At 68.8% G+C, this 25,064-nt stretch carries 27 protein-coding genes; 9 read left to right on the plus strand and 18 right to left on the minus strand.

Going from position 1 to position 25,064, the window contains the following annotated elements; all coding sequences use genetic code 11:
* Nucleotides 1-30: 30 nt before the first annotated feature.
* Nucleotides 31-1,029, minus strand: coding sequence for a GlxA family transcriptional regulator (locus tag VF536_RS22965; protein WP_331617221.1), 999 nt, complete (start codon nucleotides 1,027-1,029; stop codon nucleotides 31-33).
* Nucleotides 1,030-1,204: 175 nt separating this feature from the next.
* Between VF536_RS22965 and VF536_RS22970 the strand changes: the two genes are divergently transcribed.
* Genes VF536_RS22970 through VF536_RS22990 form a run of 5 tightly spaced genes read left to right on the plus strand, consistent with a single transcriptional unit; the run spans nucleotide 1,205 to nucleotide 5,370 of the window.
* Nucleotides 1,205-1,783 (plus strand): GNAT family N-acetyltransferase, encoded by a 579-nt coding sequence (locus VF536_RS22970; protein WP_331617223.1) that lies wholly within the window; start codon nucleotides 1,205-1,207, stop codon nucleotides 1,781-1,783.
* A gap of 19 nt (nucleotides 1,784-1,802) precedes the next feature.
* A complete protein-coding gene (locus VF536_RS22975; protein ID WP_331617224.1) occupies nucleotides 1,803-2,543 on the plus strand; it encodes a TenA family transcriptional regulator in 741 nt (246 codons plus the stop codon).
* Nucleotides 2,540-3,829, plus strand: a complete 1,290-nt coding sequence (locus tag VF536_RS22980) for an MFS transporter (protein WP_331617225.1) — start codon at nucleotides 2,540-2,542, stop codon at nucleotides 3,827-3,829. Before VF536_RS22975 ends, VF536_RS22980 begins: the two co-directional genes overlap by 4 nt.
* 44 nt (nucleotides 3,830-3,873) lie before the next feature.
* The gene (locus tag VF536_RS22985) at nucleotides 3,874-5,142 is read left to right on the plus strand and encodes an aminotransferase class V-fold PLP-dependent enzyme (RefSeq protein ID WP_331617226.1); all 1,269 of its coding nucleotides are present in this window, start codon (nucleotides 3,874-3,876) and stop codon (nucleotides 5,140-5,142) included.
* A gap of 6 nt (nucleotides 5,143-5,148) precedes the next feature.
* Complete coding sequence (locus tag VF536_RS22990; RefSeq protein ID WP_331617227.1) at nucleotides 5,149-5,370, plus strand: hypothetical protein; 222 nt, start codon at nucleotides 5,149-5,151, stop codon at nucleotides 5,368-5,370.
* Between the two features lie 114 nt (nucleotides 5,371-5,484).
* On the opposite strand, the gene VF536_RS22995 is transcribed toward VF536_RS22990, so the two are convergent.
* From VF536_RS22995 to VF536_RS23010, 4 genes are all read right to left on the minus strand, one after another.
* Complete coding sequence (locus tag VF536_RS22995; RefSeq protein WP_331617228.1) at nucleotides 5,485-5,859, minus strand: response regulator transcription factor; 375 nt, start codon at nucleotides 5,857-5,859, stop codon at nucleotides 5,485-5,487.
* A 133-nt stretch (nucleotides 5,860-5,992) separates the two neighbouring features.
* Nucleotides 5,993-6,160 (minus strand): hypothetical protein, encoded by a 168-nt coding sequence (locus VF536_RS23000; RefSeq protein ID WP_331617229.1) that lies wholly within the window; start codon nucleotides 6,158-6,160, stop codon nucleotides 5,993-5,995.
* A 128-nt stretch (nucleotides 6,161-6,288) separates the two neighbouring features.
* Nucleotides 6,289-6,906 carry a hypothetical protein gene (locus tag VF536_RS23005; RefSeq protein WP_331617230.1) on the minus strand — a complete coding sequence of 206 codons (618 nt, stop codon included), beginning with the start codon at nucleotides 6,904-6,906 and terminating at the stop codon, nucleotides 6,289-6,291.
* A gap of 154 nt (nucleotides 6,907-7,060) precedes the next feature.
* The gene (locus VF536_RS23010) at nucleotides 7,061-8,479 is read right to left on the minus strand and encodes an aldehyde dehydrogenase family protein (RefSeq protein ID WP_331617231.1); all 1,419 of its coding nucleotides are present in this window, start codon (nucleotides 8,477-8,479) and stop codon (nucleotides 7,061-7,063) included.
* Between the two features lie 128 nt (nucleotides 8,480-8,607).
* Between VF536_RS23010 and VF536_RS23015 the strand changes: the two genes are divergently transcribed.
* Nucleotides 8,608-9,519 carry a LysR family transcriptional regulator gene (locus VF536_RS23015; RefSeq protein WP_331617232.1) on the plus strand — a complete coding sequence of 304 codons (912 nt, stop codon included), beginning with the start codon at nucleotides 8,608-8,610 and terminating at the stop codon, nucleotides 9,517-9,519.
* A gap of 3 nt (nucleotides 9,520-9,522) precedes the next feature.
* Here the strand turns inward: VF536_RS23015 and paaZ are convergent, their stop codons facing one another.
* From paaZ to VF536_RS23070, 11 genes are all read right to left on the minus strand, one after another.
* Complete coding sequence (gene paaZ, locus VF536_RS23020) at nucleotides 9,523-11,574, minus strand: phenylacetic acid degradation bifunctional protein PaaZ (protein ID WP_331617234.1); 2,052 nt, start codon at nucleotides 11,572-11,574, stop codon at nucleotides 9,523-9,525.
* Nucleotides 11,575-11,668: 94 nt separating this feature from the next.
* Nucleotides 11,669-12,832 (minus strand): ABC transporter substrate-binding protein, encoded by a 1,164-nt coding sequence (locus VF536_RS23025; RefSeq protein ID WP_414710435.1) that lies wholly within the window; start codon nucleotides 12,830-12,832, stop codon nucleotides 11,669-11,671.
* Between the two features lie 123 nt (nucleotides 12,833-12,955).
* Nucleotides 12,956-13,618 carry a TetR/AcrR family transcriptional regulator gene (locus VF536_RS23030; RefSeq protein ID WP_331617235.1) on the minus strand — a complete coding sequence of 221 codons (663 nt, stop codon included), beginning with the start codon at nucleotides 13,616-13,618 and terminating at the stop codon, nucleotides 12,956-12,958.
* 132 nt (nucleotides 13,619-13,750) lie between these two features.
* Nucleotides 13,751-14,830, minus strand: a complete 1,080-nt coding sequence (gene paaE / locus VF536_RS23035) for a 1,2-phenylacetyl-CoA epoxidase subunit PaaE (protein ID WP_331617236.1) — start codon at nucleotides 14,828-14,830, stop codon at nucleotides 13,751-13,753.
* A gap of 9 nt (nucleotides 14,831-14,839) precedes the next feature.
* Nucleotides 14,840-15,427 carry a 1,2-phenylacetyl-CoA epoxidase subunit PaaD gene (paaD, locus tag VF536_RS23040; RefSeq protein ID WP_331617237.1) on the minus strand — a complete coding sequence of 196 codons (588 nt, stop codon included), beginning with the start codon at nucleotides 15,425-15,427 and terminating at the stop codon, nucleotides 14,840-14,842.
* Nucleotides 15,428-15,438: 11 nt separating this feature from the next.
* Nucleotides 15,439-16,212 carry a 1,2-phenylacetyl-CoA epoxidase subunit PaaC gene (gene paaC / locus VF536_RS23045; protein WP_331617238.1) on the minus strand — a complete coding sequence of 258 codons (774 nt, stop codon included), beginning with the start codon at nucleotides 16,210-16,212 and terminating at the stop codon, nucleotides 15,439-15,441.
* Between the two features lie 10 nt (nucleotides 16,213-16,222).
* Nucleotides 16,223-16,528: a 1,2-phenylacetyl-CoA epoxidase subunit PaaB gene (gene paaB / locus VF536_RS23050; protein ID WP_088408956.1), complete on the minus strand. Its 306-nt coding sequence runs from the start codon at nucleotides 16,526-16,528 to the stop codon at nucleotides 16,223-16,225.
* Between the two features lie 81 nt (nucleotides 16,529-16,609).
* On the minus strand, nucleotides 16,610-17,611 hold the full coding sequence (gene paaA, locus VF536_RS23055; protein ID WP_067269204.1) for a 1,2-phenylacetyl-CoA epoxidase subunit PaaA: 1,002 nt from the start codon (nucleotides 17,609-17,611) through the stop codon (nucleotides 16,610-16,612).
* A gap of 11 nt (nucleotides 17,612-17,622) precedes the next feature.
* The gene (gene paaK / locus VF536_RS23060; protein ID WP_331617239.1) at nucleotides 17,623-18,933 is read right to left on the minus strand and encodes a phenylacetate--CoA ligase PaaK; all 1,311 of its coding nucleotides are present in this window, start codon (nucleotides 18,931-18,933) and stop codon (nucleotides 17,623-17,625) included.
* A gap of 46 nt (nucleotides 18,934-18,979) precedes the next feature.
* The gene (gene paaI / locus VF536_RS23065; protein WP_331617241.1) at nucleotides 18,980-19,447 is read right to left on the minus strand and encodes a hydroxyphenylacetyl-CoA thioesterase PaaI; all 468 of its coding nucleotides are present in this window, start codon (nucleotides 19,445-19,447) and stop codon (nucleotides 18,980-18,982) included.
* Nucleotides 19,447-20,319 carry an enoyl-CoA hydratase-related protein gene (locus VF536_RS23070; RefSeq protein WP_331617242.1) on the minus strand — a complete coding sequence of 291 codons (873 nt, stop codon included), beginning with the start codon at nucleotides 20,317-20,319 and terminating at the stop codon, nucleotides 19,447-19,449. Before VF536_RS23070 ends, paaI begins: the two co-directional genes overlap by 1 nt.
* A 151-nt stretch (nucleotides 20,320-20,470) precedes the next feature.
* On the opposite strand from VF536_RS23070, the gene VF536_RS23075 reads away from it, so the two are divergent.
* The gene (locus VF536_RS23075) at nucleotides 20,471-21,082 is read left to right on the plus strand and encodes a phenylacetic acid degradation protein PaaY (RefSeq protein ID WP_331617243.1); all 612 of its coding nucleotides are present in this window, start codon (nucleotides 20,471-20,473) and stop codon (nucleotides 21,080-21,082) included.
* 112 nt (nucleotides 21,083-21,194) lie between these two features.
* Nucleotides 21,195-22,397: a multidrug effflux MFS transporter gene (locus VF536_RS23080; protein ID WP_331617244.1), complete on the plus strand. Its 1,203-nt coding sequence runs from the start codon at nucleotides 21,195-21,197 to the stop codon at nucleotides 22,395-22,397.
* A 73-nt stretch (nucleotides 22,398-22,470) separates the two neighbouring features.
* Here the strand turns inward: VF536_RS23080 and VF536_RS23085 are convergent, their stop codons facing one another.
* Entirely contained in the window at nucleotides 22,471-23,433 is a 963-nt protein-coding gene (locus VF536_RS23085) for a carbohydrate kinase (protein WP_331617245.1), read from the minus strand.
* A gap of 73 nt (nucleotides 23,434-23,506) precedes the next feature.
* Entirely contained in the window at nucleotides 23,507-23,785 is a 279-nt protein-coding gene (locus VF536_RS23090) for a helix-turn-helix domain-containing protein (protein WP_331617246.1), read from the minus strand.
* 512 nt (nucleotides 23,786-24,297) lie between these two features.
* Between VF536_RS23090 and VF536_RS23095 the strand changes: the two genes are divergently transcribed.
* The coding region (locus VF536_RS23095) for a GTP 3',8-cyclase MoaA (protein ID WP_331617247.1) at nucleotides 24,298-25,064 on the plus strand (767 nt) is incomplete at its 3' end.

Genomic DNA, 25,064 nt, shown 5'->3' on the forward strand with positions numbered 1-25,064 from the left:
TCGGGGCGTCATCGCTTGGGAGTGGCGATTCTAAGCATCGGGCCGCCTGCCGCCTTCAACGCCGTCAATGCCCTCGCCGCGCCGCATCAGCGAAGGCGGCAGGCGCTCGTGCTTGTTCCAGTTGGCGCGGAAGGCCTGCACGCTGCTGTAGCCGCAGGAGGCCGCGATGTTCTCCAGCGACAGCCGGGAACTGGTCATGAGCCGCCGCGCCAGGTCCATGCGCAGCGCGATCTGGTACTGCTTGATGCTCACGCCGGTCTCGGCGAGAAAGAGCCGGGCCAGGTGGCGTCCGCTCAAGCCGGCCTGCGCGGCCAGTTCATCCATGGTGACGCCGGCGTGCAGGCGCGCGGCGATCGCATCCTGGATGGCGTGGATGCGCTGGTTGCCGTGGGCGCGGTGGCGCGTCGCCGCGGACAGTTCGGGATCGGCGCCGAAGCGGCGGAAGTTGACCACGTTCTCCCGCGCGACCTGGATCGCGACATCCTCGCCGAAGGCCTGCGACACCAGATGCAGCGCCAGGTCGATCCCCGAGGTCACCCCGGCGGAGGTGAGCAGGTCGCGGTCCTCGACGAACACGCGGTTCTCCAGCACCGTCGCCGTCGGGCTGGCCGCACGCAGCCGCGCGATGAAGCGGTGATGGGTGGTGCACAGCCGACCGTCGAGCAGTCCCGCCTCGGCCAGCAGGAAAGTCCCGGAGCAGACGCCGCAGATCCGCAGCCCCTGCGGCCGTTCGCGCACCAGCCGCGCCAGCCAGTCCACCGACTTGCGCCAGGCCGACGAGCGCATCAGCGCCGGCGTCAGCTTGCTGCCGATGACGAAGAGCACCGCCTCCGGCGGCAAGGCGCGCGGCAGCGGCCGGATGTCGGTCAGCGTGAGCGGCTGGAAGGCGCCGACCGACACCTCCGGCCCGATGCAGCGCACGTCGACCGTGCCGGCGCCCACTTCGCCCACGGAATGGATGACCTGCAGCGGACCGGCCAGGTCCAGCAGATGGGTCGACGGGACCATCAGGAAGTACACGTCCTTCATCGCACGTCCTTCATCGCACGTTCTTCATCACGGGTTCTCCGCTCCGGCGGTTCCTCGGGATTTTTCCTCCCCGATGATGTCCGATTTCTTGTCCTTCTGAGCGCGTTTGTTGCTGTGCAGCACAGGAGGCCCTGGTTAATCTGAGCTGAACAACAGATCACCGGGGAGGAAGACCATGAGGTCACCGAATGCAGGCGCCGCCAGTCACCACTGGCCCGATCAGATCGACGATCGCGTGGCCGCCGACCTGATCATCCTGCTGAACAGCAGCGTCGCCGACGGCGGCACGCTGGGCTACGAGCAAGCCCTAACCCCGCAGGAGCAAGTCCAGTTTATTGCTGGTCTGCGCGTCGGCATCGCTTCCGGCCGGACCCATCTGCTGCTGGGCCGCGTCGACGGACGGCCGGCCTTCATGGCGCTGTTGCGTCTCAACGGCATGGCCAACTGCCGCCATCGCGCCGAACTGGCCAAGGGCGTCGTGCATCCCGAGTTCCGCGGCCTGCACCTGGTGCAGCTGGCCTTCCGGGAGATCGTGCGACTCGCCGAACGCCTGGACGTCGAACAGCTGGTGCTCGACGTGCGAGAGCACACCCGCGCCCATCGCCTGTGGCAGCTCTTCGGCTTCGAGACCTACGGCGTGCTGGAGGACTACGCCCGCGTCGGCGGCACGGTCCACCGCGGCCATTTCATGGCGCAGGCGGTGAGATCGCTGCGCCGCCGCTTCGACGCCCCAACCGCCCCTACCGCCCACTGACTCTGGAGAGGACCTTCCCATGCCGCAATCCAAGCCCGCCTTCAAGGCGCAGTTGCGCTCGCTGCTGAACAGCCATCTGACCCTGGCGCACCCCATCTTCGACCGGCTGATGGACCCCGACGCCAAGGACATCGTGCTGCTCCGGCAGGTCGCGCTGCAGGGCTATCAGCTGACGAAGCACTTCCTCGGCTACGTCGAACATCTGTTCTTCCACTGCCCGCTGCCGACCTTCAAGCGCGGTCTGCTGATCAACGTCTACGAGGAGGAGACGGGCCGGCTCTCCCGGACCGACAACCACGTGGTGCTGATGCAGCACTTCATCCGCGCGCTGGGCATCAGCGACGAGGAGCGCGACGCCGCCCGGCCGCTGCCCGCGACGCAGGACCTGATCGACTACCGGCTGCATGCGGTGCGGGGCCGCGGCAGCTATCACATCGGCGCCGCCGCCGTGATGATCGCCAGCGAGGGCCAGAACCTCGAGGTCAAGGCCGGCGAAGCCCGCCACGAGCTGCTGGGCAAGGTCTACGGCCTGAAGGAGGAAGACCTGCTGTTCTTCTCCGTCCACCAGGCGGAGGACGTCGGCCATGTCGAGCAGGGATTGAACCTGGTGAGCGAACTGTGCGACACGGACCGGCTGCAGCAGGAGGCGCTGCACGCGGTCGACCACACCTGCCGCCTGTTCTACGCGATGTACGACGGCATGTACCTCGCGTACTGCCGCCCCGCCGCGCGTCGCACCATCCCCGGGGTGGTCGCATGACGTCGGCCGCGACGTCCCGCCGCCTGGTCCACGGCCTGGTGGCGGTGGGCTTCCTGGTGATGTTCTTCTCCACCAGCGTCAAGAGCGTCTACCAGGTCTACTTCGCCGACCTGGCGACGCATTTCGGACGCGGCCGGGCCGACTTCGCCTGGTCGGGCTCGGTGTTCATGCTGGTCACCGGGCTCGTGTCGCCGCTGGTGGGCGCCCTGAGCGACCGCCACGGCCCGTTGCGCACCGTGGTCATCGGCTGTCTGGCCGCCGGCGCGGCGCTGGTGGGCACCGGCTTGTTCGACGGATCGCTGCCGGTCTTCGTGCTCGGCTACGGGCTGCTCGCCGCCTTCGGCCTGGCGGCCATGACCTACGTGCCGATGGGCGTGCTCGTCGACCGCCTCTTCGAGCAGAAGAAGTCCGGCCTGGCCTTCGCGGTGGTCACCAACGGCACCTCGATCAGCTTCATCGTGCTGTCGCCGTTCTGGCTGTGGCTCGCGCCCCGGGTGTCATGGGAGACCACTTTCCTGCTGACCGGCCTCTTCCTGGCGCTGCCGCTGGCCGGTCTGGCGTGGTTCGCCGCGGTGAAGTCGAAGGCCGCGGGTCTTGACGCCGCCGACGCGAACGCCAACGCCGAGCCTCAAGCGAAGGATGCGGCGAAGGATGCGGCGCCCCCTCCCCGCGCCTGGTCCATGCTGCGGCGCGACAGCGGCTTCTACGCGCTGGCGATCGGTTTCATGGGCTGCGGCGCGACCATGGCCTTCATCGACGTCCATCTGGTCGCGTTCTGGCAGGACCACGCGACGCCGCGCGGCCTCATGGGCGTCAGCCTGAGCCTGCTCGGCGTGCTGGAACTGATCAGCGGCCTGCTCACCGGCTGGCTGGCGATCCGGCTGCCCAAGCGCGCGCTGCTGGGGGTCTTCTACCTGCTGCGGTCCTGCGCGGTACTGCTGCTGCTCGGCGCGTCGGAAGACCTGCGCACGCTGGGCTTCGTCGTCCTGTTCGGCGCGACCTACCTGGGCACGGTGGTGCTGACCTCGATGTTCTGCATGGCGCGTTACGGCGCCGCGATCAAGGGTCGGGCCTTCGGTTATCTCTTCCTGGCGCATCAGCTCGGCGGTTTCGCCTCGGTGCAGCTGGGTGCGCTCAGTCATGACCTGTGGGGCAGCTATCAGCCCTACATCGTCGGCTTGGCGACGCTGACCGCGCTCGGCGGTCTGACGAGCTGGCTGTTCCTGCGCGATACGCGCGTCGAGCCGGCCCCGCGCACGGCCTTGCACGCCCACCCGACAGCCTGACCACCTGGCCGCCCGACGGGTCCGCCGTCGAAAGGAAGTTTCCCTTGGACCACCACCCCTTCACCACGGCCGTCCGCACCGGCCAGTTCCACGACCTGAGCGACGCCCACTGCGAGCCCGTCGCGATGACCTCCGCCTATGTCTTCCGCTCGGCGGCGGACGCGGCGCGCAAGTTCAGCGGCACGGCGACGGGCAACGTGTACTCGCGCTTCTCCAATCCGACCGTGCAAGCCTTCGAGCGGCGCATCGCGGCGATGGAACGCGGCGAGGCAGCCGTCGCCTTCGCGTCCGGCATGGCGGCCATCGTGGCCATGGCGCAGGCCTGGGTCGCCATCGGCCGGAACATCGTCTGTTCCCGCGACGTCTTCGGCACGACGCTGACGGCGTTCCGCCAATACTTCGGCAAGCTCGGCGTCGAGGTGCGTGTCGTCGACCTGACCGACCTGGCGCAGTGGGCCGCCGCCATCGACGACCGCACCGCGTTCGCCTTCATGGAGACGCCGTCCAACCCGCTGCAGAACGTCGGCGACATCGAGGCCGTCTCGCGACTCGCCCACGCGCGCGGCGCGCTGCTGGCGGTGGACAACTCGCTGCTCACGCCCTACCAGCAGAACCCGCTGAGCCTGGGCGCGGACGTGGTCGTCCATTCCGCCGGCAAGTACATGGACGGCCACGGCCGCGTGGTGGCGGGAGTCGCCGTCGGCGCGGAGCGCCTGATGGCCGACCTGCGCGGCGTGCTGCGCGTCACCGGCGCCGCGCTGGGCGCGATGGACGCCTGGCTGCTCCTCAAGAGCCTGGAAACCCTGCACCTGCGGATGGCGGCGATCTCCGCCAATGCACTGCAGCTGGCGCGCTGGCTCAAGGCGTCGCCGAAAGTCGCCGACGTGATCTACACCGGGCTGGCGACGCATCCGCAGCACGCGCTCGCGGTGACGCAGCAGTCCGGGTACGGCGGCGTGGTGGGCTTGCGCGTCCCGGGCGGGCGCCTGGGCGCCTGGTCGGTGGTGGACGCGCTGCGGCTGATCTCCATCGCCACCAGCATCGGCGACACGCGCAGCATGATCACGCATCCGGCGTCCACCACGCACGGCAGGCTGTCGGCGACCGAGCGCCGGCAGTCCGGCATCGGCGAGGACCTGCTGCGGCTGTCGGTCGGTCTGGAAAACGTCTCCGACCTGATGGAGGACCTGGATCTCGCGATGGCCGGCCTGCCCGATCATGAACCGCGTCGCGACCCCGCTCACGAGCCCGCTCACAAGCCCGGTCATGATCCCTTCGACGGACCGCTGCACGACGCCGTGGCGCTGGGCTGAGCGGTGATGATGGACGCGATCCTGCACGGCCTGTTGACCGCGCTTTTCATGCTCGGCGTCGGCGGGCCTTTCCTGCTCTCGGCCTGCCGCCCGCAGCGGCGGCGGGCGCGGGCGCTCCGCCTGGGTCTGGGCATGCTGGCCATGGCGGCATCGCTGGCGTCGGATCCCCTGTCCGTCGCGCTGCTGCAGGTGGACGGCGTGATGGCCCTGGCCGGCTGCGGCCCCTGAGCGGCGAGCTCCGGACGGTATCTCGGCGACATCGCCGCCATCGCCGCCATCGCCGCCATCGCCGACATTGCCGCGATCTTTCCGGCGCGGCGATCGACGCGCGCTCCGCGCGCTTCAGAACAACGGCTTCTCACCCGCCAGCACGCGCAGGTCGTCCAGCAGCTGCAGCTGCTCATGCGCCTTGTCGTAGAAGCCGTCGGCGCCGTGCTTCTCGCACAGTGAGCGGTAGAAGTCGGGATCGCGGCTGCTAAGCACCCACAGCTTGCCGGTGTAGCCGCCGGCGCGGGCGCGCCGCAAGACGTGCATGCCGGAGCCGACCTGCAGGTTCAGGTCGAGCAGCACCACGTCGGGCTTGAGCACCGAGATCGCCTGGACGGCGTCTTCCTCGCTGTCCGCGTAGCCCACCACTTCGACGAAATCCAGCCCCTCGAACAATCGCAGGAACTGCTCGCGAACAAACTCGGAATCCTCAACGAGCAAGACGCGCATGCCCTTCCCTTCCTCTCACTGAATCGTCCGCCACATTCTGGCGCGGCGCCGATTCACGTGCCGGCGTCAGGGGTGTCGACTTCGCAACGGAGCGTAAATCCGGCGCCTGCGCCGTGCGCTCTGCGCGCCGCGCTCAGACCACCGCGGCGATCGCCGTGCACACGCCGCCGACGCCGGCGGCCGAGGCGAGGAAGGTGACGTCGCGCCGCTCGCTGCCGCCCTTCCAGGCCATCAGCGCGACAAGGGCCAGGGTCCCGGTGAACAGCAGGCCGGCAATGACGGGGGTGGTGAGGATGTCCAAGGTCGCTCCAGCGCGGAAAAGGCCAAGAGGCCAACAGGCCAAAAGCCGCAGTGTGGCCAAGCCTTCGTCCACCGCCAACACCGGACAACCAGTCGCCGGGTTCGGTTTTGGCGCACACCCGTTCGCGATCAGGCGATGAGCGTCGCGTCCCTGAACCCCTTGACCATCGCCTTCGCGAAGTTGCGCACGACCAGCAACTCCGGCTCCTTGGGCGAGCCCTGGGGCTGCCAGCCGCTGCGGCTGTCGACCTCCATCGCCTGGAGTTCCTGCCCCCGGGCGCCGCGGATGGCCACGCGCACGGTCATCGTGCAGTGGCCGCCCACCACGCTCACCGCTCCTCGCGTCGGCGTCAGCACGATGAGGTAGGGCGTGCCGTCGGGCACGCCGGCGCTCGCCAACTCCTGCGTCGCGAACGACGGCCCGTTGGCGCGGTACAGCGCCAGCAATGCGTCGACGTAGTCGCGACCGGTCTGCTGCTCCAGCTGCGTCGGGTTCTTGTCGATCGCGTAGCGGCTCGTCTTGTATTCGATCTCGTAGGGGATCGCGGGCGGATCCATCCACAGGACGTGCGCCGCGGTCAGCTTGAAGTTGGCCGGCTTCACGCCGCGCGCTTCGGCGGCCGCGACGCTGGCCGCCTTGACCTGATGCGCGAGCAGCAGCGGCACGCAGCCCTGCAGGCTGGCGAGCGCAGCGCCCGCGGGTACGGTCGCCAGGGCCGCCAATGCGCGGCGGCGGTGGGTGGTCATCTGGGATTCCCTCGATGCGCGACGCGCATCCGATCCCTCCTGAGGAGGCGGTGCGCGTCGTCGTTGAACGTGTGTCGGGCCGCACGTTAGCGAAAGCCGCGCCAGGCAGCGTCAATGCCGCGTCAAGACCCACGCCGGGGAAAGCCCCACTGTCTCAATCCGACGTCAGGGTCTTGGTCTCGAGGAAGGCCTCCATGCCCGCCACGCCGAACTCCCGGCCCACACCGGACTGCTTGACGCCGCCGAACGGCGCCAGCAGGTCCGGTGCGACCCGGTTGATCAGCACCGTCCCGGCCTGCAGCCGCGAGGCCACATGCCGCGCCCGCGCCGCATCGGTCGAGAACACATAGGCCTGCAGCCCGTACGGCGAATCGTTGGCCACCGCGATCGCCTCGTCCTCCGAGTCCACCGGCAGGACAGACAGCACCGGACCGAAGATCTCCTCGCGGGCGATGTCCATGTCGTTGCGGACGTCGACGAAGACCGTGGGGCGGACGAACCAGCCGCAATCGAGTCCGTCGGGACGCCCCTCTCCGCCAGCGATCAGGGTCGCGCCCTGGTCGACGCCGCGGCGGATGAAGTGCTGGACGCGCTCGTACTGTGCGCGGTTGACCATCGGTCCGATGGCGATCGCCGGATCGCGCGGGTCGCCGACGCGCAGCGCGGCCACAGCGGACCGGAGCCGTTCCGCGACCTCGGGCATCCGCGCCCGCGGCACCAGCAGGCGCGTCCCCGCCACACAGGCCTGCCCGCTGTTCATGAAGGCCGCGCCCAGCGCGAGCGGCAACGCGGTCTCCAGGTCCGCGTCGTCCAGCAGCAGCGAGGCCGACTTGCCGGTCAAGGCCAGGCTGACGCGCTTCATCGTGTCGACCGCGGCGCGAGCGATGAGCTTGCCGGTCGGCGTCGAGCCGGTGAACGACAGCTTGGCCACGCCCGGATGCGTGCCGATCTCGGCGCCGACATCGGCACCGCGGCCGGTCACGATGTTGACCACGCCCGGCGGCAGCGCCGCCGCGTGGATCGCGCGGGCGACGACATGCGCCTGCCACGGACTCAGCTCGCTGGGCTTGATCACCGCCGCGCAGCCGGCGGCGATCGCCGCCGCGAGCTTGCTGGCCATCGTGCCGGCGGTGCTGTTCCACGGTGCGAAGAGCGCCGAGACACCGACCGGCTCCATCACGACGATCGAGCCGCCGACGGGACGCTCGAACGCGTAGCTCGACAACGCGCGCGCCGCATCGCCGAAACACTGCGAGGCGTAGCTGGCAACCCACTGCGCGCGAGCGACGGGGCCGCCGTACTCGGTGATCGTCGCCTCGAGCAGCGCATCGGCGTGTGCCAGCATCGCGGCTTGCAGGCGTCCGAGCATCGCGATGCGCTCGTCCACGGACGTGTGCCCGAACGCAGGCTGCGCGCGCATCGCGGCCTCGACGGCGCGCCGGGCATCCTCGCGACTCGCGAGCCGTGCATGGCCGAGCACCTGCTCGGTGGCCGGATCCACGATGTCGACGAGCTCGTCGCCCGTCACCGGGATGAAGGCACCGTCGATGTAGTTCTGGTCGAAGGTCCGCATGACTTGTCCTTTCAGCAGCTGCCCCGGCGGATGCAGGGGCTCGATGGGACGAATGTAGGCAGCGGTGTTCGTTTCGATAAGACGATCAATGTCGGACGACACATCCCGATTCCAGGAACAATACAGACATGCAGAAAGACAGCCTGACCGAATTCGAGGTGGTGCTCGCCGTCGCCCGCCGGCAGGGATTCCGGCCCGCCGCGGTGGAACTCGAGATGTCGACCTCCGCCGTCAGCAATGCGGTCGCGGGCCTGGAGGCGCGCATGGGCGTGCGACTCTTCCACCGCACGACGCGCAGCGTGTCGCTCACCGAGGCGGGACGACGCTTCGTCGACCGGATCGGCCCGGCGGTGGCGCAGATCCAGGAGGCCGTCGCCGCGGCGGACGATCACGCAGGCGCGCCTTCCGGCACGCTGCGACTCAACAGTTCGCTGGGCGCGGCGCAGATGGTGTTCCGGCCGATCCTGGCGGAGTTCCTTCGCAGGCACCCGGACGTCACGCTCGACGTCGTCACCGAGGGCCGGCTGGTCGACATCGTCGCCGAAGGCTTCGATGCCGGCCTGCGACTCGCGCCGCAGGTGCCGAGGGACATGATCCGCGTGCAGATCGGCCTGCCGCTGCGGATGGCGGTCGTCGGATCGCCCGACTACTTCGAGCGGCACGGCACGCCGTCGACGCCTGCGGACCTCGCCCGTCACGCCTGCATCCGCGCCCGGATGCCGAGCGGTCTGCCCTCCCCCTGGGAGTTCGCGCGGGCCAAGCGCGGCAAGGCCTCGCCGAGCGAGGCGCTCGACGTGCCCGGTCCGACGGTGCTGGATTCGCCGCTGCTGATGCTGGAGGCAGCGCGCGCGGGACTCGGACTCGCGCAGGTCGCCGAGTGGTACGTCGCCGAAGACATCGCAAGCGGGCGGCTCCGCCGCGTGCTTGACGACTGGGCAGCGCCGCTACCGGCGCTGTGCCTTTACTACTCTGGCCACCGGCACATTCCGGCGACATTGCGCGCGTTGATCGACCTCATTCATGAGGTCGTTCCGCGCTGAAGATCAAGCCGCCTTCTTCGCCACCAGCGTCAGGATGTCGTAGCTCGCCACGAGCTCGCCGCGCTGGTTGGTGACCTGCACGTCCCAGGCGACGACGCCTTGCGGCGGCTGGTCCGGGCGATTGCCGCGGTCGATGCGGCGCTTGCAGGTGAGGCGCGCCTGGATGGTGTCGCCGATGGCCACGGGGTTCACGAAACGCAGCGTGTCCAGCCCGTAGTTGGCAAGGACTGGCCCCGGCGCCGGCGACACGAACAGCCCCGCCGCCGCCGACAGCACGAAGTAGCCGTGCGCGATGCGCTGGCCGAATTGCGTGTCCTTGGCCGCGACCTCGTCGAAGTGCATGTAGAAGAAGTCGCCGCTGATGCCGCCGAAGTTGACGATGTCCGCCTCGGACACCGTGCGGCGATGCGTCAGCAGCGAGTCGCCGACCTGGATCTCCTCGAAGTGCTTGCGGAACGGGTGGATCGCGTCCTCGGTGACCTTGCCGCCGCGCACGTACTCGCCGGTGATGGCCGTGAGCATCGTCGGCGAGGCCTGCACCGCGCAGCGCTGCAGGTAGTGCTTGACGGCACGGATGCCGCCGAGTTCCTCGCCGCCGCCGGCCCGGCCCGGACCGCCGTGCTTGAGCATCGGCAGCGGGGAGCCGTGCCCCGTCGATTCGCCGGCCGCGTCGCGGTCCAGCACCAGCAGCCGGCCGTGGAAGGCGGCTGCGTGATAGACGGCCTGCGCGGCCAGCGCCGGCGTCTTGGTGACCACCGAGCCCACCAGGCTGCCGCGCCCCTTGGCGGCGAGCGCCAGCGCCTCGTCGAAGTCGCCGTAGCTCATCAGCGTCGACACCGGCCCGAAGGCCTCGACGTTGTGGACCGCCTCGTTGTTCATCGCGTCGCGGCACAGCAGCAGGGTCGGCGCGAAGAAGGCGCCGTCGCCGACGCCCTCGCCCACCGGCGCGAAGCCGTCGCGCTCGCCGTAGACGACCTCGTTGCCCTGCGCGAGCTGCGCCAGACGCTCAGCCACGTCGGCCTGCTGCGCCTTGGACGCCAGCGCGCCCATGCGCACGCCCTCGACGGACGGATCGCCGATCTTGATCTTCGCAAGCCGGTCGCGCAGCGCCGCGGCGACCGCGTCGATCTGCGCCGCCGGCACGATGGCACGGCGGATGGCCGTGCACTTCTGGCCGGCCTTGGCACTCATCTCCCGCATCACTTCCTTGACGAAGAGATCGAATTCGGGATCGCCGGGCACGACGTCCGGCGCCAGGATCGCGCAGTTGAGGCTGTCGGCTTCCGCGTTGAACGGCACCGAGCGGCGGATCAGGTTCGGATTGACGCGCAGTTGCGCCGCCGTGTCCGCCGAACCGGTGAAGGTGACGACATCCGTCTCCTCCAGCCGGTCCAGCAGATCGCCGGAACCGCCGATGACCAGCTGCAACGCGCCGGCCGGCAGCAGGCCGGACTGCTCGATGAGGCGCACGCAGGCTTCAGCGACGTAGCTGGTCGCGGTGGCCGGCTTGACGATGCAGGGCATGCCGGCGAGGAAGCTGGGCGCGAACTTCTCCAGCATCCCCCACATCGGGAAATTGAAGGCGTTGATGTGCACGGCGACGCCGCGCTTGGGCACCAGCACGTGCGTGCCCATGAACTGCCCGAGCTTGCCCAGCGCCTGCGCCGGACCTTCATGGACGATGTTGCTCGACGGCAGCTCGCGGCGGCCCATCGACGCGTAGGCGAAGAGCGTGCCGAAGCCGCCTTCAATGTCGATCCAAGAATCGGGCCGTGTCGCGCCGGTGTGCGCGGAGATCGCGTAGAGCGACTCCTTGTGCTCCTGCAAATAGGTCGCGAGCGCCTTCAGGATCGCGGCGCGCTGCTGGAAGTCGAGCGCGAGCAGCGCCGGCAGCGTCTGCTTGCGCGCGAAGTGCAGGCTCTCGCCGAAGTCGATCTCCTCGGCATGGGTCTGCGTCACCAACCGTCCGTTGACGGCGCTGTGCAGGCCGCGCGCGGCGGTCGAGCCGATCCAGCGACCAGCGATCAAGCTCTGAAGGACGGGGGTGGCGCTCATGACTGTCTCTCTTGAACTTCTGTTTGAACTTCGGTTCGAACTTCTGAAATGAACGAGGGCGGGACGTGGTGCGTCCCGCCCTCAGGTCAAAGGCTTACGGTTGGTATTTCCAGGCGCCGTTCTCGATCTTCACCATCACGCGGGCGCGCTGGTCGAGACCCAGATGGTCGTTCGGCGACATGGTGAAGACACCATGCGCGGCCGGCAGTTCCTTCACGCCTTCGAGCGCATCGCGCAACGCCGCGCGGAACTGCGGCGTGCCCGGCTGGGCCTTCTTGATGGCTTCCGGGATCGCCGCCTGCAGCAGCAGGCCCGCGTCCCAGGCGTGGCCGCCGAAGGTCGACACGCTGCCCTTGCCGTAGGCGCCTTCATAGGCCGTCACGTAGGTCTTGGCGCTCTTCTTGGCCGGATGGTCCGCGGGCAGCTGGTCCACGACCAGCACCGGGCCCGACGGCAGGAAGGTGCCCTCGACGTCCTTGCCGCCGACGCGCAGGAAGTCGTTGTTGGCCACGCCGTGGGTCTGGTAGTACTTGCCCTGGTAGCCGCGCTCCTTGAGCGTCTTCTGCGGCAGCGCCGCCGGCGTGCCGCTGCCGCCGACCAGCACCGCGTCAGGCTTGGCGGCCATGATCTTCAGCACCTGACCGGTGACCGAGGTGTCGGTGCGGTTGTAGCGTTCGTTGGCGACGATGCTCAGGCCCTTGCTGGCGGCGACCTTGTTGAACTCGCCGTACCAGCCTTCGCCGTAGGCATCGGCGAAACCGATGTAGGCCACCGTCTTCACGCCCTGCGCCTGCATGTGGCTGGCGATGGCCAGTGCCATCATGATGTCGTTCTGCGGCGTCTTGAAGACCCACTTCTTCTTGGCGTCCATGGGCTCGACGATGCGGGCCGAGGCCGCCATCGAGATCATCGGCACCTGCGCCTCCGACACCGCGTCGATCATCGCCAGCGAGTTCGGTGTGACCGTCGAGCCGACGACCACGTCGACCTTGTGCTCGGTGATCAGCTTGCGGGTGTTGGCGACCGCCGTCGTGGTGTCCGACGCGTCGTCCAGGATGATGTAGTTGACCTTCTGGCCGGCGATGGTCTTGGGCATCAGCGAGAAGGTGTTCTTCTCCGGGATGCCCAGCGACGCGGCCGGGCCCGTGGCCGACACGGTCACGCCGACGTTGATGTCCGCCCACGCGCTGCCGCCCGCGCCCATCAGCGCGGCCCCCGTCATGGCCATGGCCAGCAGGGTCTTCTCGATGCGTTTCATGTCGTCTCCTTCGGAATATGTTTTTCAGGAACGCAAGGTCAATGAGGTACTGCTACTGCTTCAACGATGACTGCAAGCACTGCTTGGAATGCATGTCGGGAGCGATGGTCCTCCGCCAAGCCTTCATGAGACTTGCGGCGCCGCCGGGTCGAGTTCGTTGCGCTCGTGGCGCGCCGAGGGATCGGTGAGTTCGGTCCGCACCGCGCCGAGCCCGCCGAAGAACAGGTCCGCCACCATCGGCGCGACCGCCTCGTAGGTCAGCGCGCCGTCGGGCCGCAGCCAGGTGAAGGTCCAGTTGATCATGCCGAACAGCAGCATGGTCAGCGGCTTGTGCAGATGCGCGCCGCGCAGCTCCGGCCGCACAGCGGCCACCGCGTCGGCGAAGCGGCCCACGACCTGGCGCTCCACGGCGACCATGCGCTCGCGGTGCTCGTCGTCGAGGAACTTCAGGTCCTCGGTCAACACGCGATGCTCGTTCTGCGCCTCGCCGTAGGCTTGCACGAAGCGGTGGATCAGTCCGCGCAGGTGTTCCGGCGGCGACAGTTGCTGCGCGGTGACCTCGTCGACCAGGTCAACCAGGTGCTGCAGATGGTTCTGGCAGATCTGCGCCAGCAGCTCATGCTTGTCGCGGACGTAGTGGTACAGCGTGGGCTTGCTGACCGAGCAGGCCTCGGCGACCTGGTTCATCGAGGTCGCGGGGTAGCCCTGGTTGGCGAAAAGTCGGGCAGCCTGCGCGAGGATCTCCTCGCGGGTGGCATCGAATCCTGGAGCTCGACCTCGGGCCATGGTGCTCAATCGCTTCTTAAACTTCTTGCAGTTGCAAACAACGAACCCAACCCAGCAGGACACGAAGATCCGGCTTTGCCGGGCTTCGGGGTCGCCCCCTTGAGGGGGCCGGCGAAGCCGGTAGGGGGTGGGTCATCTCTCGTCGAACGAGATCACGACGCGGGGGGTCAGGGCATGCGCCTGGCAACTCAGGATGAATCCCGCCGCCACTTCGTGCTTCTCGAGGGCGAAATTCTTATCCATCCGGACCTCGCCTTCGATCAACTTGCAGCGGCAGGTGGAGCACACGCCGGATTTGCAGGAGAACGGGACGTCCATGCCGGCCCGCGACGCGGCGTCGAGCAGGCTGGGATCGCTCTTGCGGAACTCGATCTCGCGCGACACGCCGTCGCGGATCACGACGACCTTGGCGGCCTCCGCGTCCTCTTCGTGGACCTCGTGCGGCGCCGGACGGCCGGTCTGCATCTCCGGCGTGCCGAAGCGCTCGATGTGGATGCGTTCCTCGGGGACCCCGGCGGCGCGCAGCGCGGCCTCGGCCTGCTCGTTCATCTCGAACGGGCCGCAGACGAAGACCTGATCGATGCCGGCCGCCGGCACGGGGCCGCTGAGGAAATCGCTCAGCTTGGCCTGGTCCAGCCGCCCCGCCATCAACGGCGAGTCGACATGCTCGCGCGAGAACACGTGGTGCAGCGTCAGCCGCGTCATGTAGCGGTTCTTCAGGTCCTCGAGTTCTTCCTTGAACATCGTCGTCGCCGGACGGCGGTTGCCGTAGATCAGCGTGAAGCGGCTCATCGGCTCGCGGGCGAGCACGCTCTTCATGATCGACAGGATGGGCGTGATGCCCGATCCGGCGGCGATGCCGACGAAGTGCCGGCCCGCCGCGGGCTCCAGCGGCACGTGGAAGCGCCCCTGCGGCGGGAAGACCTGGACCTCGTCGCCGGCCTTCAGGTGCCGGTGGACCCAGGTGGAGAAGGCGCCGCCGTCGACCTGGCGCACGCCGACGCGCAGCTCGCCGTCGTCGACGCCGGCGCAGATGGAATACGAACGGCGCAGGTCCTGGCCGTCGACGTCACCGCGCAGCGTCAGGTACTGGCCTTGCGTGAAGCGGAAGGTCTCGCGCAGCGCCTCGGGCACGTCGAAGCACAGCACGACGGCGTCGTCGGTGTCCTGGTGCTTGGCGCGCAGGCGCAGCGGGTGGAAGTGCAGGCTCATGGCGATGGCTCAGATCGGCTTGAAATGTTCAAAAGGCTCGCGGCAGGCGACGCAGCGGTACAGCGACTTGCAGGCGGTCGAGCCGAAGGCGGACAGCTGCTCGGTGTGCGTGCTGCCGCAGCGCGGGCAGGCGATGGCCTCACGGCGGCGCACGATGCGGATGGGCACGCCCTGCCCCGCGTCCACCGGTCCCGGCGGCGCGATGCCGTAGCGGCGCAGCTTCTCGCGGCCTTCTTCGGTGATCCAGTCGGTGGTCCAGGCCGGCGCGCGGCGCATCGTCACGGTCACGGTGCCGAACCGCGACAACGCGTCGCGCACGTTCTGCTCGATCGCTTCGGTGGCCGGGCAGCCGGAATAGGTCGGTGTCAGCACGACCTCGACACCGTCGGCAGTTTCGACCAGATCGCGCACGATGCCGAGCTCCACCAGCGACACCGCCGGCACCTCGGGATCGAGCACCTGCGACAGCACCTCCCACGCGGCGGACAGGCGTCCGCAGCCGAGGTCGGTGGCGCCGACGTCGGACGTCGACGCACGCGGTCCGACCGGCGTCAAGGACGACAGCCAATCAAGATGCGACGGCGTCGGTGAGTTCATCACGATCCCGCTCACCACACCCCGCCGGGGTAGCTGCGCTGCAGCGATTGCATCGTCGCCAGCATGTGGCCCATGTGTTCGCTGTGGACGCCGCGCACGCCGGTGTAGACGTGCGGCGTGTCCTTCGGCCGCGCGAGCTGCGCTTCGGAGAGGACCTCGTCCATCGCCGCGTCCCAGTCGGGCTTCAGCGACGACCAGGTCGGGCCCAGGCCGCTGGCCTCGGCGGCGGCGTCGATCTCATCCGACGCGAACAGCTCGTTGACGTAGGGCCAGAGCTGCGCGAGCGCAGCCGTCATCCGCTGCGCCGATTCCTCCGTGCCGTCGCCCAGGCGCACGACCCACTCGGCGGCGTGCTGCTGGTGATAACGCACTTCCTTCACCGCCTTGGCGGCGATGGCGGCGACCTCGGCGTCGCTGGACGCCTGAAGCCGCGTCCACATCGGCATCAGCCAGCAGGCGGCGATCAGATTGCGGGCCTGCGTGAAGGCGAAGTCGCCGCGCGGCAACTCCATCATCACGGGATTCAGGTAGTGGCGCTCTTCGCGCAGGTAGGCGAGCTGGTCCTCGTCGAGCGGCAACTCGTTGAGCTGACCGGCGCGCGTCAGCAGCGCGCGCGACTGGCCCAGCAGGTCCAGCGCGATGTTGCCCAGCGCGAGTTCCTCTTCCAGGATGGGCGCGTGGCCGATCCATTCGGAGATGCGGTGCGACAGCACCAGGCAGGCGTCGCCGAGGCACAGCAGGTACTGGACGTCGGCACGCTGGCCGGGTTGGACGGAAGCGTTCATCGACCGGTCCTCACATGTGGTCCAGGGACTCGGGCAGGTCGTAGAAGGTCGGGTGGCGGTACACCTTGTCTTCCATCGGGTCGAAGTACATCGACTTCTCGCCCGGGTCCGACGCGACGATCGCCGACGACGGCACGACCCAGATGCTCACGCCTTCCTGGCGGCGGGTGTAGACGTCGCGGGCCATCTGCAGCGCCATCTTCGAATCGGGTGCGTGCAGGCTGCCGCAATGCTTGTGGTCCAGGCCCGCCTTGTTGCGGACGAAGACTTCCCACAGGGGCCACTCGTTGGCGCCGGTCGTTTGGTTGATGCTCATGATTCGGATGCTCTGAACTGTTCGTGGCGGAGACGGTGTGATCGCTCGTGTGCGGCAGCGCCTGTGCGCGGCTGCGTCCGATCAAGCCGCCTTGGCTTCGGTGGCGCGCTTCTTCGCGTGGGCGAGCGCGGCGTCGCGGACCCAGGCGCCGTCGTCCCAGGCCTTGACGCGGGTGCCCAGGCGTTCGGTGTTGCAGGGGCCGTTGCCGCCGACGACGCGCCAGAACTCGGCCCAGTCGATGGCGCCGAAGTCGTGGTGGTCGCGCTCGGCGTTCCACTTCAGGTCGGGATCGGGCAGCGTGATGCCGAGCAGCTCGGCCTGCGGCACGGTCGCGTCGACGAACTTCTGACGCAGCTCGTCGTTGGTCAGGCGCTTGATGCCCCAGCGCATCGACTGCTCGGAGTTCGGCGAATCCTTGTCCGCCGGTCCGAACATCATCAGCGACGGCCACCACCAGCGGTTCACCGCGTCCTGGACCATCGCCTTCTGCGCGTCCGTGCCCTCGCGCATCATGACCAGCAGGCTCTCGTAGCCCTGGCGCTGATGGAAGGATTCCTCGCGGCAGATGCGGATCATCGCGCGGGCATACGGACCGTAGGAGCAGCGGCACAGCGGCACCTGGTTCATGATCGCCGCGCCGTCCACCAGCCAGCCCACCACGCCGATGTCGGCCCAGGTCAGCGTCGGGTAGTTGAAGATCGAGCTGTACTTGGCCTTGCCGGTGTGCAGCGCATCCAGCATCTGGTCGCGGCTGGTGCCCAGCGTCTCGGCGGCGGAATACAGGTAGAGCCCGTGGCCGCCCTCGTCCTGCACCTTGGCCAGCAGGATCGCCTTGCGCTTGAGCGTCGGCGCGCGCGTGATCCAGTTGCCTTCCGGCAGCATGCCGACGATCTCCGAATGCGCGTGCTGGCTGATCTGGCGCACCAGCGTCTTGCGGTAGTGCTCGGGCATCCAGTCCTTGGCCTCGATGAAGTCGCCCGCATCGATGCGGGCCTCGAAGGCCTCGTTGCGCTGCTGCTCTTCGGCGGTCTGCAGCTTGGTCGCCTGGTCCTGCGGACCGACGCTCATGGCTTGCGTGTACATGGATGCGCTCCTTACGAGTTCTTCGGACGTTGGTCCACGACGCGGCGGGCCTTGCCCACCAGCGTCCGTTCAATCGAATCCGGCGCGCCGACGGTCACCCGGGTCGACACGCCGATCAGCGTCTTGATGCGGTGCTGCAGCGACTTGGACATCGCCAGCGCGTCGCCCCCGCCCGCGGCCGACAGCTCGCAGCGCACCTCGACCTCGTCGAGGTGGCCGTCGCGACTGACGACGATCTGGTACTGGCCCGACAGGCCGGGCTCGGCGAGCACCAGTTCCTCGATCTGCGTCGGGAACAGGTTGACGCCGCGGATGATCAGCATGTCGTCGCTGCGGCCGACGATCTTGCCCATGCGGCGCATGCTGCGCGCGGTCGGCGGCAGCAGGCGCGTCAGGTCGCGCGTGCGGTAGCGGATCACCGGCAGCGCTTCCTTGCTCAGCGAGGTGAACACCAGTTCCCCTTCCGAGCCTTCCGGCAGCACCTCGCCGGTCTCGGGATCGATGATCTCGGGATAGAAGTGGTCCTCCCAGATCACCGGGCCGTCCTTGGTCTCGATGCACTCGCTGGCGACGCCCGGCCCCATCACCTCGGACAGGCCGTAGATGTCGACCGCGTCGATGCCGGCCTTGAACTCGATCTCGCGGCGCATCGCCTCGGTCCAGGGCTCGGCGCCGAAGACGCCGGTCTTCAGCGAGGACGCGCGCGGGTCCAGACCCTGGCGCACGAATTCCTCGACGATCACCTGCATGTAGCTCGGCGTGACCATGATGACGTCGGGCTTGAAGTCCTGGATCAGCTGGACCTGCTTCTCGGTCTGACCGCCCGACATCGGGATGACGGTGCAGCCCAGCCGCTCGGCGCCGTAATGCGCGCCCAGTCCGCCGGTGAACAGGCCGTAGCCGTAGGCGATGTGGACGATGTCGCCCTTGCGGGTGCCGGCGGCGCGCAGCGAGCGCGCGACCAGGTCGGCCCAGGTGTCGATGTCCTGCTGCGTGTAGCCGACGACGGTCGCCTTGCCGGTCGTGCCCGACGACGCGTGCACCCGCACCACCTGCTCGCGCGGCACGGCGAAGAGGCCGAACGGGTAGTTGTCGCGCAAGTCCTTCTTGGTCGTGAACGGGAACAGGCGCAGGTCGCTCAGATCCTTCAGGTCGTCCGGATGCACGCCCTTGGCGTCGAACGCAGCCTTGTAGTGCGGCACGTTCTCGTAGGCATGCTTGAGCGACCACTTCAGGCGCTGCAGCTGCAGCGCGCGCAGCTCGTCCTGGCTGGCGCGCTCGATGGGCTCGAAGTGCTCGGGCTGGAAGGTCTTCACCGTCATGGGGTCTGTCTCCTGACCTGTCGTGTCGTTGCGGGGCGCCGGCGCTTCAGCGCGCAGCCGCCAGTTCCGGCACCACGGGCTTGCCCTTGATGCGATAGGAACGGCCCCGGAACACCGCGATCAATTCGTCGCGTTGATTGGTGATGCGGATGTCGTAGACGCCGGTGCGGCCGGCCAGCGAGGTCTCGACGGCGCTGGCCGTCAGCACGTCGCCCTGCCGGGACGGCGCGACGATGTCGATCGCGAAGCCGGAGGCCACCGTCACCTCGTTGTGCGAGTTGCACGCGAAGGCGAAGCAGGAATCGGCCAGCGTCGTGACGAAGCCGCCGTGGCAGATGTCGAAGCCGTTGAGCATGTCCTCGCGCACCGTCATCGACAGCGTCGCGGTGCCGGGGCCGATGGCGTCGATGCGCATGCCCAGGCCCTTGGACGCGCGGTCGTTGGCGAACATGGTGTCGCGGACCGCTTCGGCCACGCGCTGCGCCTCCCCACGGGGATTCAGAGGCGCGCTCATCAGCGGTCCTTGAACGTCGGTTGACGCTTGGTCAGGAAGGCTGCGGCGCCTTCGAGATAGTCGTGCGCGTAACCGAGCTGGCTCTGCAGCCGGGCCTCGAGCTTGAGGGCGTCCTCGAACTCCAGGTCCATCGAGGCGTCGAGCGCCTCGCGCGTCTGCACCAGCGCCTTGGTCGGCATCTTGGCGAGCTTCTGCGCGGTGGCCATCGCCTCGCTCTGCAGCTCGGCGTCGGCGACGCAGCGGGCGATCAGCCCCCAGGACTGAGCCTCCGCGGCGGGCAGCTTGTCGCCGAGCAGCGCCAGCTGCATCGCCCGGGCGCGGCCCACGAGGCGCGTCAGCAGCCAGGTGCCGCCGCAGTCGGGCACCAGCCCGATCTTCGAGAACGCCTGGATGAAGGAGGCCGACTGGCCGGCCAGCACCAGATCGCAGCCGAGCGCGAAGTTCGCACCGGCGCCGGCGGCCACACCGTTCACGGCGCAGACGGTGGGCACGGGCATGCTGCGCAGGCGCAGCGCGAGCGGGATGTAGTAGTGATCGAGCAGGTTGCCGATGTCCTTGGCCTTGGGCTTCTTGTGGACGTCGGCCGATGCCGCCGGATCCGCGTGATCATCGAACTCCGGCTTGATGTGGGGATCCGACAGGTCCTGGCCCGCGCAGAACGCGCGCCCGGAACCGGTGATGAGCACCGCCCGCACGGCCTCGTCGTGCGCCGCCTCGTCGAGCGCGATTCGCAGCTGGCTCAGCAAGCCGGTCGTGAACGCGTTCAGCGCCGTCGGCCGGTTCAGCGTGAGGACGCGCACGGCGCCTTCGGTGCTGATCAGCAGCGGACTGTCTTGGGCAGCGGGGGATGGGGTCGTGGTGGCGGTGCTCATTCGGCTTGTCTCCTCGGCCGGCTATGGATTCAGCTTTTTCAGCTTTTGTGGGTCGGCTTCTATTTACCGACCGGTCGGTAGATACTACGAGCCATCGCATCGCAAGACAAGGTCGGAAACCTAGGGTTACCACCTAAAAGGAGGATCTTCCATGCCCTGCTACGCCATCGACGGCCTCTCGCCCGTCGTCCATCCGAGCGCCTACGTCCACCCGACGGCGGTGCTGATCGGGGACGTGATCGTGGGCCCGGACTGTTATGTGGGGCCTTGCGCCTCGCTGCGGGGGGACTTCGGCCGCATCCGGCTGATGGACGGATCCAACGTGCAGGACACCTGCGTGATCCACGGCTTCCCTGATTCGGACACCGTCGTCGAGACCAACGGCCACATCGGCCACGGCGCGGTGCTGCACGGCTGCGTGGTGCGGCACGACGCGCTGGTCGGCATGAACGCCGTGGTGATGGACGAGGCGGAGGTCGGCGCGTACAGCATCGTCGCGGCCTGCGCGTTCGTGCGGGCGGGACTGAAACTGCCGGAGAAGTCACTCATCGCGGGTCTGCCCGCCAAGGTGATGCGCCCGCTGACCGACGACGAGATCCGCTGGAAGCGCGTCGGCACCGAGACCTACCAGGACCTGGCGAAGCGTTGTCATGCGAGCCTGGTCGAGGTGCAGCCCCTGGCCGAAGAGGAAGCCGACCGCCCTCGCCTGCAGGTCGGCGGGCCGAAGACGCTGGTGGCGACGAAGCGCGACGGCGAGGGCTGATCGCGAGCCTGCGCCGTCCTGCGCCCGCGCACGCAGTACGCGAGCGTCGCTCGCACGCGGCGTACCGCGCGGGTACCCCGCAGCGGGCGGTCGACTGGAAGAATCGGTCGCCATGACGTCTGCCGCCGCTCCGCTGCCTCTGCCCCGCCCGGAGGTACCGCTGTGGCTGCCGGCCCTGTTCATCGTCTGCAGCACGCTGGCGATGCACGTCTTCGTGCCCGCGCTGCCGCTGGCAGCCGCCGATCTCGGCGCGAGTCCACATGCGCTGCAGCTCAGCATCAGCCTCTACATCGCAGGACTGGCGGCCGGCCAGCTCGTCTACGGCCCGCTGGCGGACCGCTACGGGCGCAAGCCCGTGCTGCTCGCCGGGCTGGGGCTCTACACCCTGGCGGGGCTGGCCTCGTCGCTGGCACCGACCGCCGGGATGCTGATCGCCGCGCGGCTGCTGCAGGCGCTGGGCGGCTGCTCAGGCATGGTGCTGGCGCGGGCGATCGTGCGCGACACGTCCACGACCGCCGACGCCGCCAGCCGCATGGCGTCGGTCAACCTGATCGTGACGATCGCGCCGGGCATCGCGCCCCTCATCGGCGCGGCGATGGCGCCGGCGCTGGGCTGGCGCAGCATCCTGATCGCGCTCACCGTGCTGGGAGTGGGGGCCATGCTGGTGGCCTGGCGGCAGCTGCCGGAGACCGGACGTCATGCGCAGGCGCAGGATCTGCGCAGCCTCGCGCGCGCCTACGCGGGACTGCTGCGCTCGCCGGCCTTCCTCGGCTACAGCGTCGGCGGCGGATGCGCGACGACGGCGATGTACGCCTTCATCGCGGCCGCGCCCTTCATCTTCGTCGACCGGCTGCACCGTCCGGCGCATGAGGTCGGCTGGTGCCTGGCGATGCTGGTGTCGGGCATCTGGCTGGGCAGCATGCTGGCGACGCGGCTGCTGCGGCGCTTTCCGCTGCGGCCGCTGCTGATCGGGGCGAACGCGGTCAGCGTGGCGGCGGCGCTCGGGCTGCTTGCGCTCGTGCTGTTGGACCAGCTCACCGTCGTCGGCACGGTCGGCACGATGTTCCTGTTCACGCTCGGCGCGGGGCTTTCGTCGCCGGCCGCGCTGACGCAGGCGATCAGCGTCGATCCGACGGTCACGGGCTCCGCCTCGGGCCTCTACGGCTGCATGCAGATGGCGGTGGGGGCGGTGTGCTCGTCGCTGGTCGGCCTGGGCGGCGATCCCGCGCTGGCGGCGGCGCTCACGCTCAGCGGCGCGGGCCTGGTGGGGCAGTTCGGGTTCTGGATCGCGGGACGCGATCGTTCGAGGTCTTGACGCGACCGAATGGCGCCGGAAAAGGCGTCGGAAGAGGCGCAGGAACGGGCGCCGAACCCGGCTCCTACCTCCGTCAGGCCACCTCGGCCTTCCTGACTTGCACGCGGTCGATCAGGCCGCTCACCAGCCCGGACGACAGCCCGTCCACGCCCGCGCCCGCGCAGGCGGCCGCACCGGCGGCCACGGCCCAGCGCAGGTGGTCCTCGGGATCCTGCGTGCCGCCGTTCATCAGGCTGTAGAGCAGCCCGGCCATCGCGGCGTCGCCGGCGCCGATGGTGTCGACGACGTGCTCCAGCGGCGGCGGTGCGGCGCTCAGGTCCGCCTTCGGATGGAACAGCTGCGCGCCGCGCTCGCCCATCGTCAGCATCACGATCGCGCGCGGATTCCAGGCCGAGATCTGCGCCAGGCCCAGGTGGTGGTCGCGGCTGCGGAACAGGCCGCGGAGGTCCTCGTCCGAGACCTTGATGACGTCCGCCAGCCGGCACATGCGTTCCAGCGTGCGGTCGTAGCGCGAATCCATGGACATGCGGTAGTTCGGGTCGTAGCTGATGCGCACGCCCTCGTCCTTGAGCGATTCCGCCAGCGCGATCAGCCGGGCCGCGAGCGGCTCGCGCGTCAGGCTGATCGAGCCGAAGTGCGCCCAGCGCAACGCACGGCGCCATCCGGCGGGCAAGGCGTGGGGGCGGAAGTGCAGGTCGGCGCTGTCGTCGCCGACGAAGGCGTATTCGGGCGGATCGACCTGATGGACGTAGGCCACCAGCGGCGACTTGGCGAACTGCTGGATGAAGCGCAGGTCCAGGCTGGCGTCGGCGCTGGCCTGCCAGATCGCCTGGCCGAACGCATCCTTGCTGATGCCGCCGGCGAACGCGCTGAGCTGGCCCAGGCGCGACATCGCGATCGCGACGTTCCAGGGCGAGCCGCCGCTGCGGCTGCGCCAGTGGTCATGGCCGACGCGGATCATGTCGGTGAGGGCTTCGCCGAAGGAGACGAAGCTGGCCAGGTCCGCATGGACCACGGTCGTGGGGGTCAAGCTCATACCGCGATTCGAACCCTGCCGGGCTTGTCGTGCAAGTGACAGGTCCTACAGGGTGACGACGGGCGATTGCCGCTCAACGGAGCTCCAGCAGCACCTCCGGGTGTGCCATGGCGACACGCAGGAGCGTCCGCGCCGCGCCGGTGGGTTCACGGCGGCCTTGTTCCCATTCCTGCAACGTGCGCTTCGACACCCCCAGCAGGCCCGCGAAGTCAGCCTGGGACAGGCCCGTGCACGCGCGTGCTTCCGCAGCCCCCGGAATCTCGACACGGGTGACGCGGGCGGCCTGCCCCGCCCTCATCTGCCGGATGGACTCCAGCAGATCCTGCTGGAACTTCTCCTTGTCCTTAGGCATCTTCGACTCCTTGCTTCAGCTGTTCCAGAAAGGCCGCGGGAAGGCTGTCGTAGGCAGCCTTCGAATACACGATCAACAGCCAGATCACCATCCTCGACATTGAAATAGATCACGCGGACCCCGCCGCGCTTGCCACGCCCCGCCTTTGTCCAACGGATCTTGCGACAACCACCGCTGCCGGGAATGACATCCCCCGCCTCAGGGTTCAGTGCGATCCAGCAGATGAAGTCCGCACGCTCCGCTTCGGTCCACAGATCCTTGGCGTACTTCTGGAACATGGGGGTTTCGGCAACGGTTCGCATGTTGCCACGGTACGTCTTTGACGTATAGACCATCCATGACCCGTCTCGATAATTCGTTTGACGGCATTGACTCGTTTGCGCGATGACGATGGCTTTTTTCTGACTTGGCTGATGGCGTAGCGCACAACCCCGCCCTCGACGCAGGAGCACAGTTGCTCCCCGAAGGGCTTCCGCGGGCACGGGCGGGCCGGCGGCGGCACAATCCGGCCCATGACCGATGGTGTGATTCCGCTGCTCGATCTACGCCAGATCGGGCGGACGCCTCCCGTGCCGCATCCGCTGCCGCCGCCCCGCAGCGGCCCGTGGCTGGATGCGCGCGGCCGGCCGCTGCGCGACCTGCGGATCTCCGTCACCGACCGCTGCAACTTCCGCTGCAGCTACTGCATGCCCAAGGACGTGTTCGACAAGGACTACGCCTTCCTCCCCCATCGCGACCTGCTCTCCTTCGAGGAGATCACCCGCCTGGCCCGCGTCTTCGCCCAGCTCGGCGTCCAGAAGCTGCGCCTGACCGGCGGCGAGCCGCTGCTGCGCCGCCACCTCGAGGCGCTCATCGCCCAGTTGGCCGCGTTGCGCACACCCGAGGGGCGGCCGCTCGACCTCACGCTCACCACCAACGGCTCGCTGCTCGCCCGCAAGGCGCAGGCGCTCAAGGACGCCGGGCTCCGGCGCGTCACGGTCAGCCTGGACGCGCTCGACGACGCCATCTTCCGGCGCATGAACGACGTGGACTTCCCCGTTGCCGACGTGCTGCACGGCATCGAGACCGCGCAGGCCGTCGGCCTCGCGCCGATCAAGGTCAACATGGTCGTCAAGCGCGGCACCAACGACGACCAGATCGTCCCCATGGCGCGCCACTTCCGCGGCACCGGCGTCGTGCTGCGCTTCATCGAGTACATGGACGTCGGCATGAGCAACGGCTGGCGCATGGACGAAGTCCTGCCCTCCGCTGACGTCCTGACCCGGCTGCGCCAAGACCC

The sequence above is a fragment of the Roseateles sp. genome (genome assembly GCF_036486225.1).
Taxonomy (GTDB): Bacteria; Pseudomonadota; Gammaproteobacteria; order Burkholderiales; family Burkholderiaceae_C; genus Roseateles.

Bases quoted from the DNA above. Each gene is read 5' to 3' on its own strand.
- paaK (WP_331617239.1), bottom strand. From the start codon at position 18,933: ATGACGGTGAAGACCTTCCAGCCCGAGCACTTCGAGCCCATCGAGCGC.
- paaD (WP_331617237.1), bottom strand. From the start codon at position 15,427: ATGAACTCACCGACGCCGTCGCATCTTGATTGGCTGTCGTCCTTGACG.
- VF536_RS23090 (WP_331617246.1), bottom strand. From the start codon at position 23,785: ATGCCTAAGGACAAGGAGAAGTTCCAGCAGGATCTGCTGGAGTCCATC.
- VF536_RS22965 (WP_331617221.1), bottom strand. From the start codon at position 1,029: ATGAAGGACGTGTACTTCCTGATGGTCCCGTCGACCCATCTGCTGGAC.
- paaC (WP_331617238.1), bottom strand. From the start codon at position 16,212: ATGAACGCTTCCGTCCAACCCGGCCAGCGTGCCGACGTCCAGTACCTG.
- VF536_RS22995 (WP_331617228.1), bottom strand. From the start codon at position 5,859: ATGCGCGTCTTGCTCGTTGAGGATTCCGAGTTTGTTCGCGAGCAGTTC.
- VF536_RS22970 (WP_331617223.1), top strand. From the start codon at position 1,205: ATGAGGTCACCGAATGCAGGCGCCGCCAGTCACCACTGGCCCGATCAG.
- paaZ (WP_331617234.1), bottom strand. From the start codon at position 11,574: ATGAGCGCCACCCCCGTCCTTCAGAGCTTGATCGCTGGTCGCTGGATC.
- VF536_RS23030 (WP_331617235.1), bottom strand. From the start codon at position 13,618: ATGGCCCGAGGTCGAGCTCCAGGATTCGATGCCACCCGCGAGGAGATC.
- VF536_RS23025 (WP_414710435.1), bottom strand. From the start codon at position 12,832: ATGAAACGCATCGAGAAGACCCTGCTGGCCATGGCCATGACGGGGGCC.
- paaE (WP_331617236.1), bottom strand. From the start codon at position 14,830: ATGAGCCTGCACTTCCACCCGCTGCGCCTGCGCGCCAAGCACCAGGAC.
- VF536_RS23080 (WP_331617244.1), top strand. From the start codon at position 21,195: ATGACGTCTGCCGCCGCTCCGCTGCCTCTGCCCCGCCCGGAGGTACCG.
- paaA (WP_067269204.1), bottom strand. From the start codon at position 17,611: ATGTACACGCAAGCCATGAGCGTCGGTCCGCAGGACCAGGCGACCAAG.
- VF536_RS23015 (WP_331617232.1), top strand. From the start codon at position 8,608: ATGCAGAAAGACAGCCTGACCGAATTCGAGGTGGTGCTCGCCGTCGCC.
- VF536_RS22990 (WP_331617227.1), top strand. From the start codon at position 5,149: ATGATGGACGCGATCCTGCACGGCCTGTTGACCGCGCTTTTCATGCTC.
- VF536_RS23085 (WP_331617245.1), bottom strand. From the start codon at position 23,433: ATGAGCTTGACCCCCACGACCGTGGTCCATGCGGACCTGGCCAGCTTC.
- paaI (WP_331617241.1), bottom strand. From the start codon at position 19,447: ATGAGCGCGCCTCTGAATCCCCGTGGGGAGGCGCAGCGCGTGGCCGAA.
- VF536_RS23070 (WP_331617242.1), bottom strand. From the start codon at position 20,319: ATGAGCACCGCCACCACGACCCCATCCCCCGCTGCCCAAGACAGTCCG.
- VF536_RS22980 (WP_331617225.1), top strand. From the start codon at position 2,540: ATGACGTCGGCCGCGACGTCCCGCCGCCTGGTCCACGGCCTGGTGGCG.
- VF536_RS23005 (WP_331617230.1), bottom strand. From the start codon at position 6,906: ATGACCACCCACCGCCGCCGCGCATTGGCGGCCCTGGCGACCGTACCC.
- paaB (WP_088408956.1), bottom strand. From the start codon at position 16,528: ATGAGCATCAACCAAACGACCGGCGCCAACGAGTGGCCCCTGTGGGAA.
- VF536_RS23075 (WP_331617243.1), top strand. From the start codon at position 20,471: ATGCCCTGCTACGCCATCGACGGCCTCTCGCCCGTCGTCCATCCGAGC.
- VF536_RS22975 (WP_331617224.1), top strand. From the start codon at position 1,803: ATGCCGCAATCCAAGCCCGCCTTCAAGGCGCAGTTGCGCTCGCTGCTG.
- VF536_RS23010 (WP_331617231.1), bottom strand. From the start codon at position 8,479: ATGCGGACCTTCGACCAGAACTACATCGACGGTGCCTTCATCCCGGTG.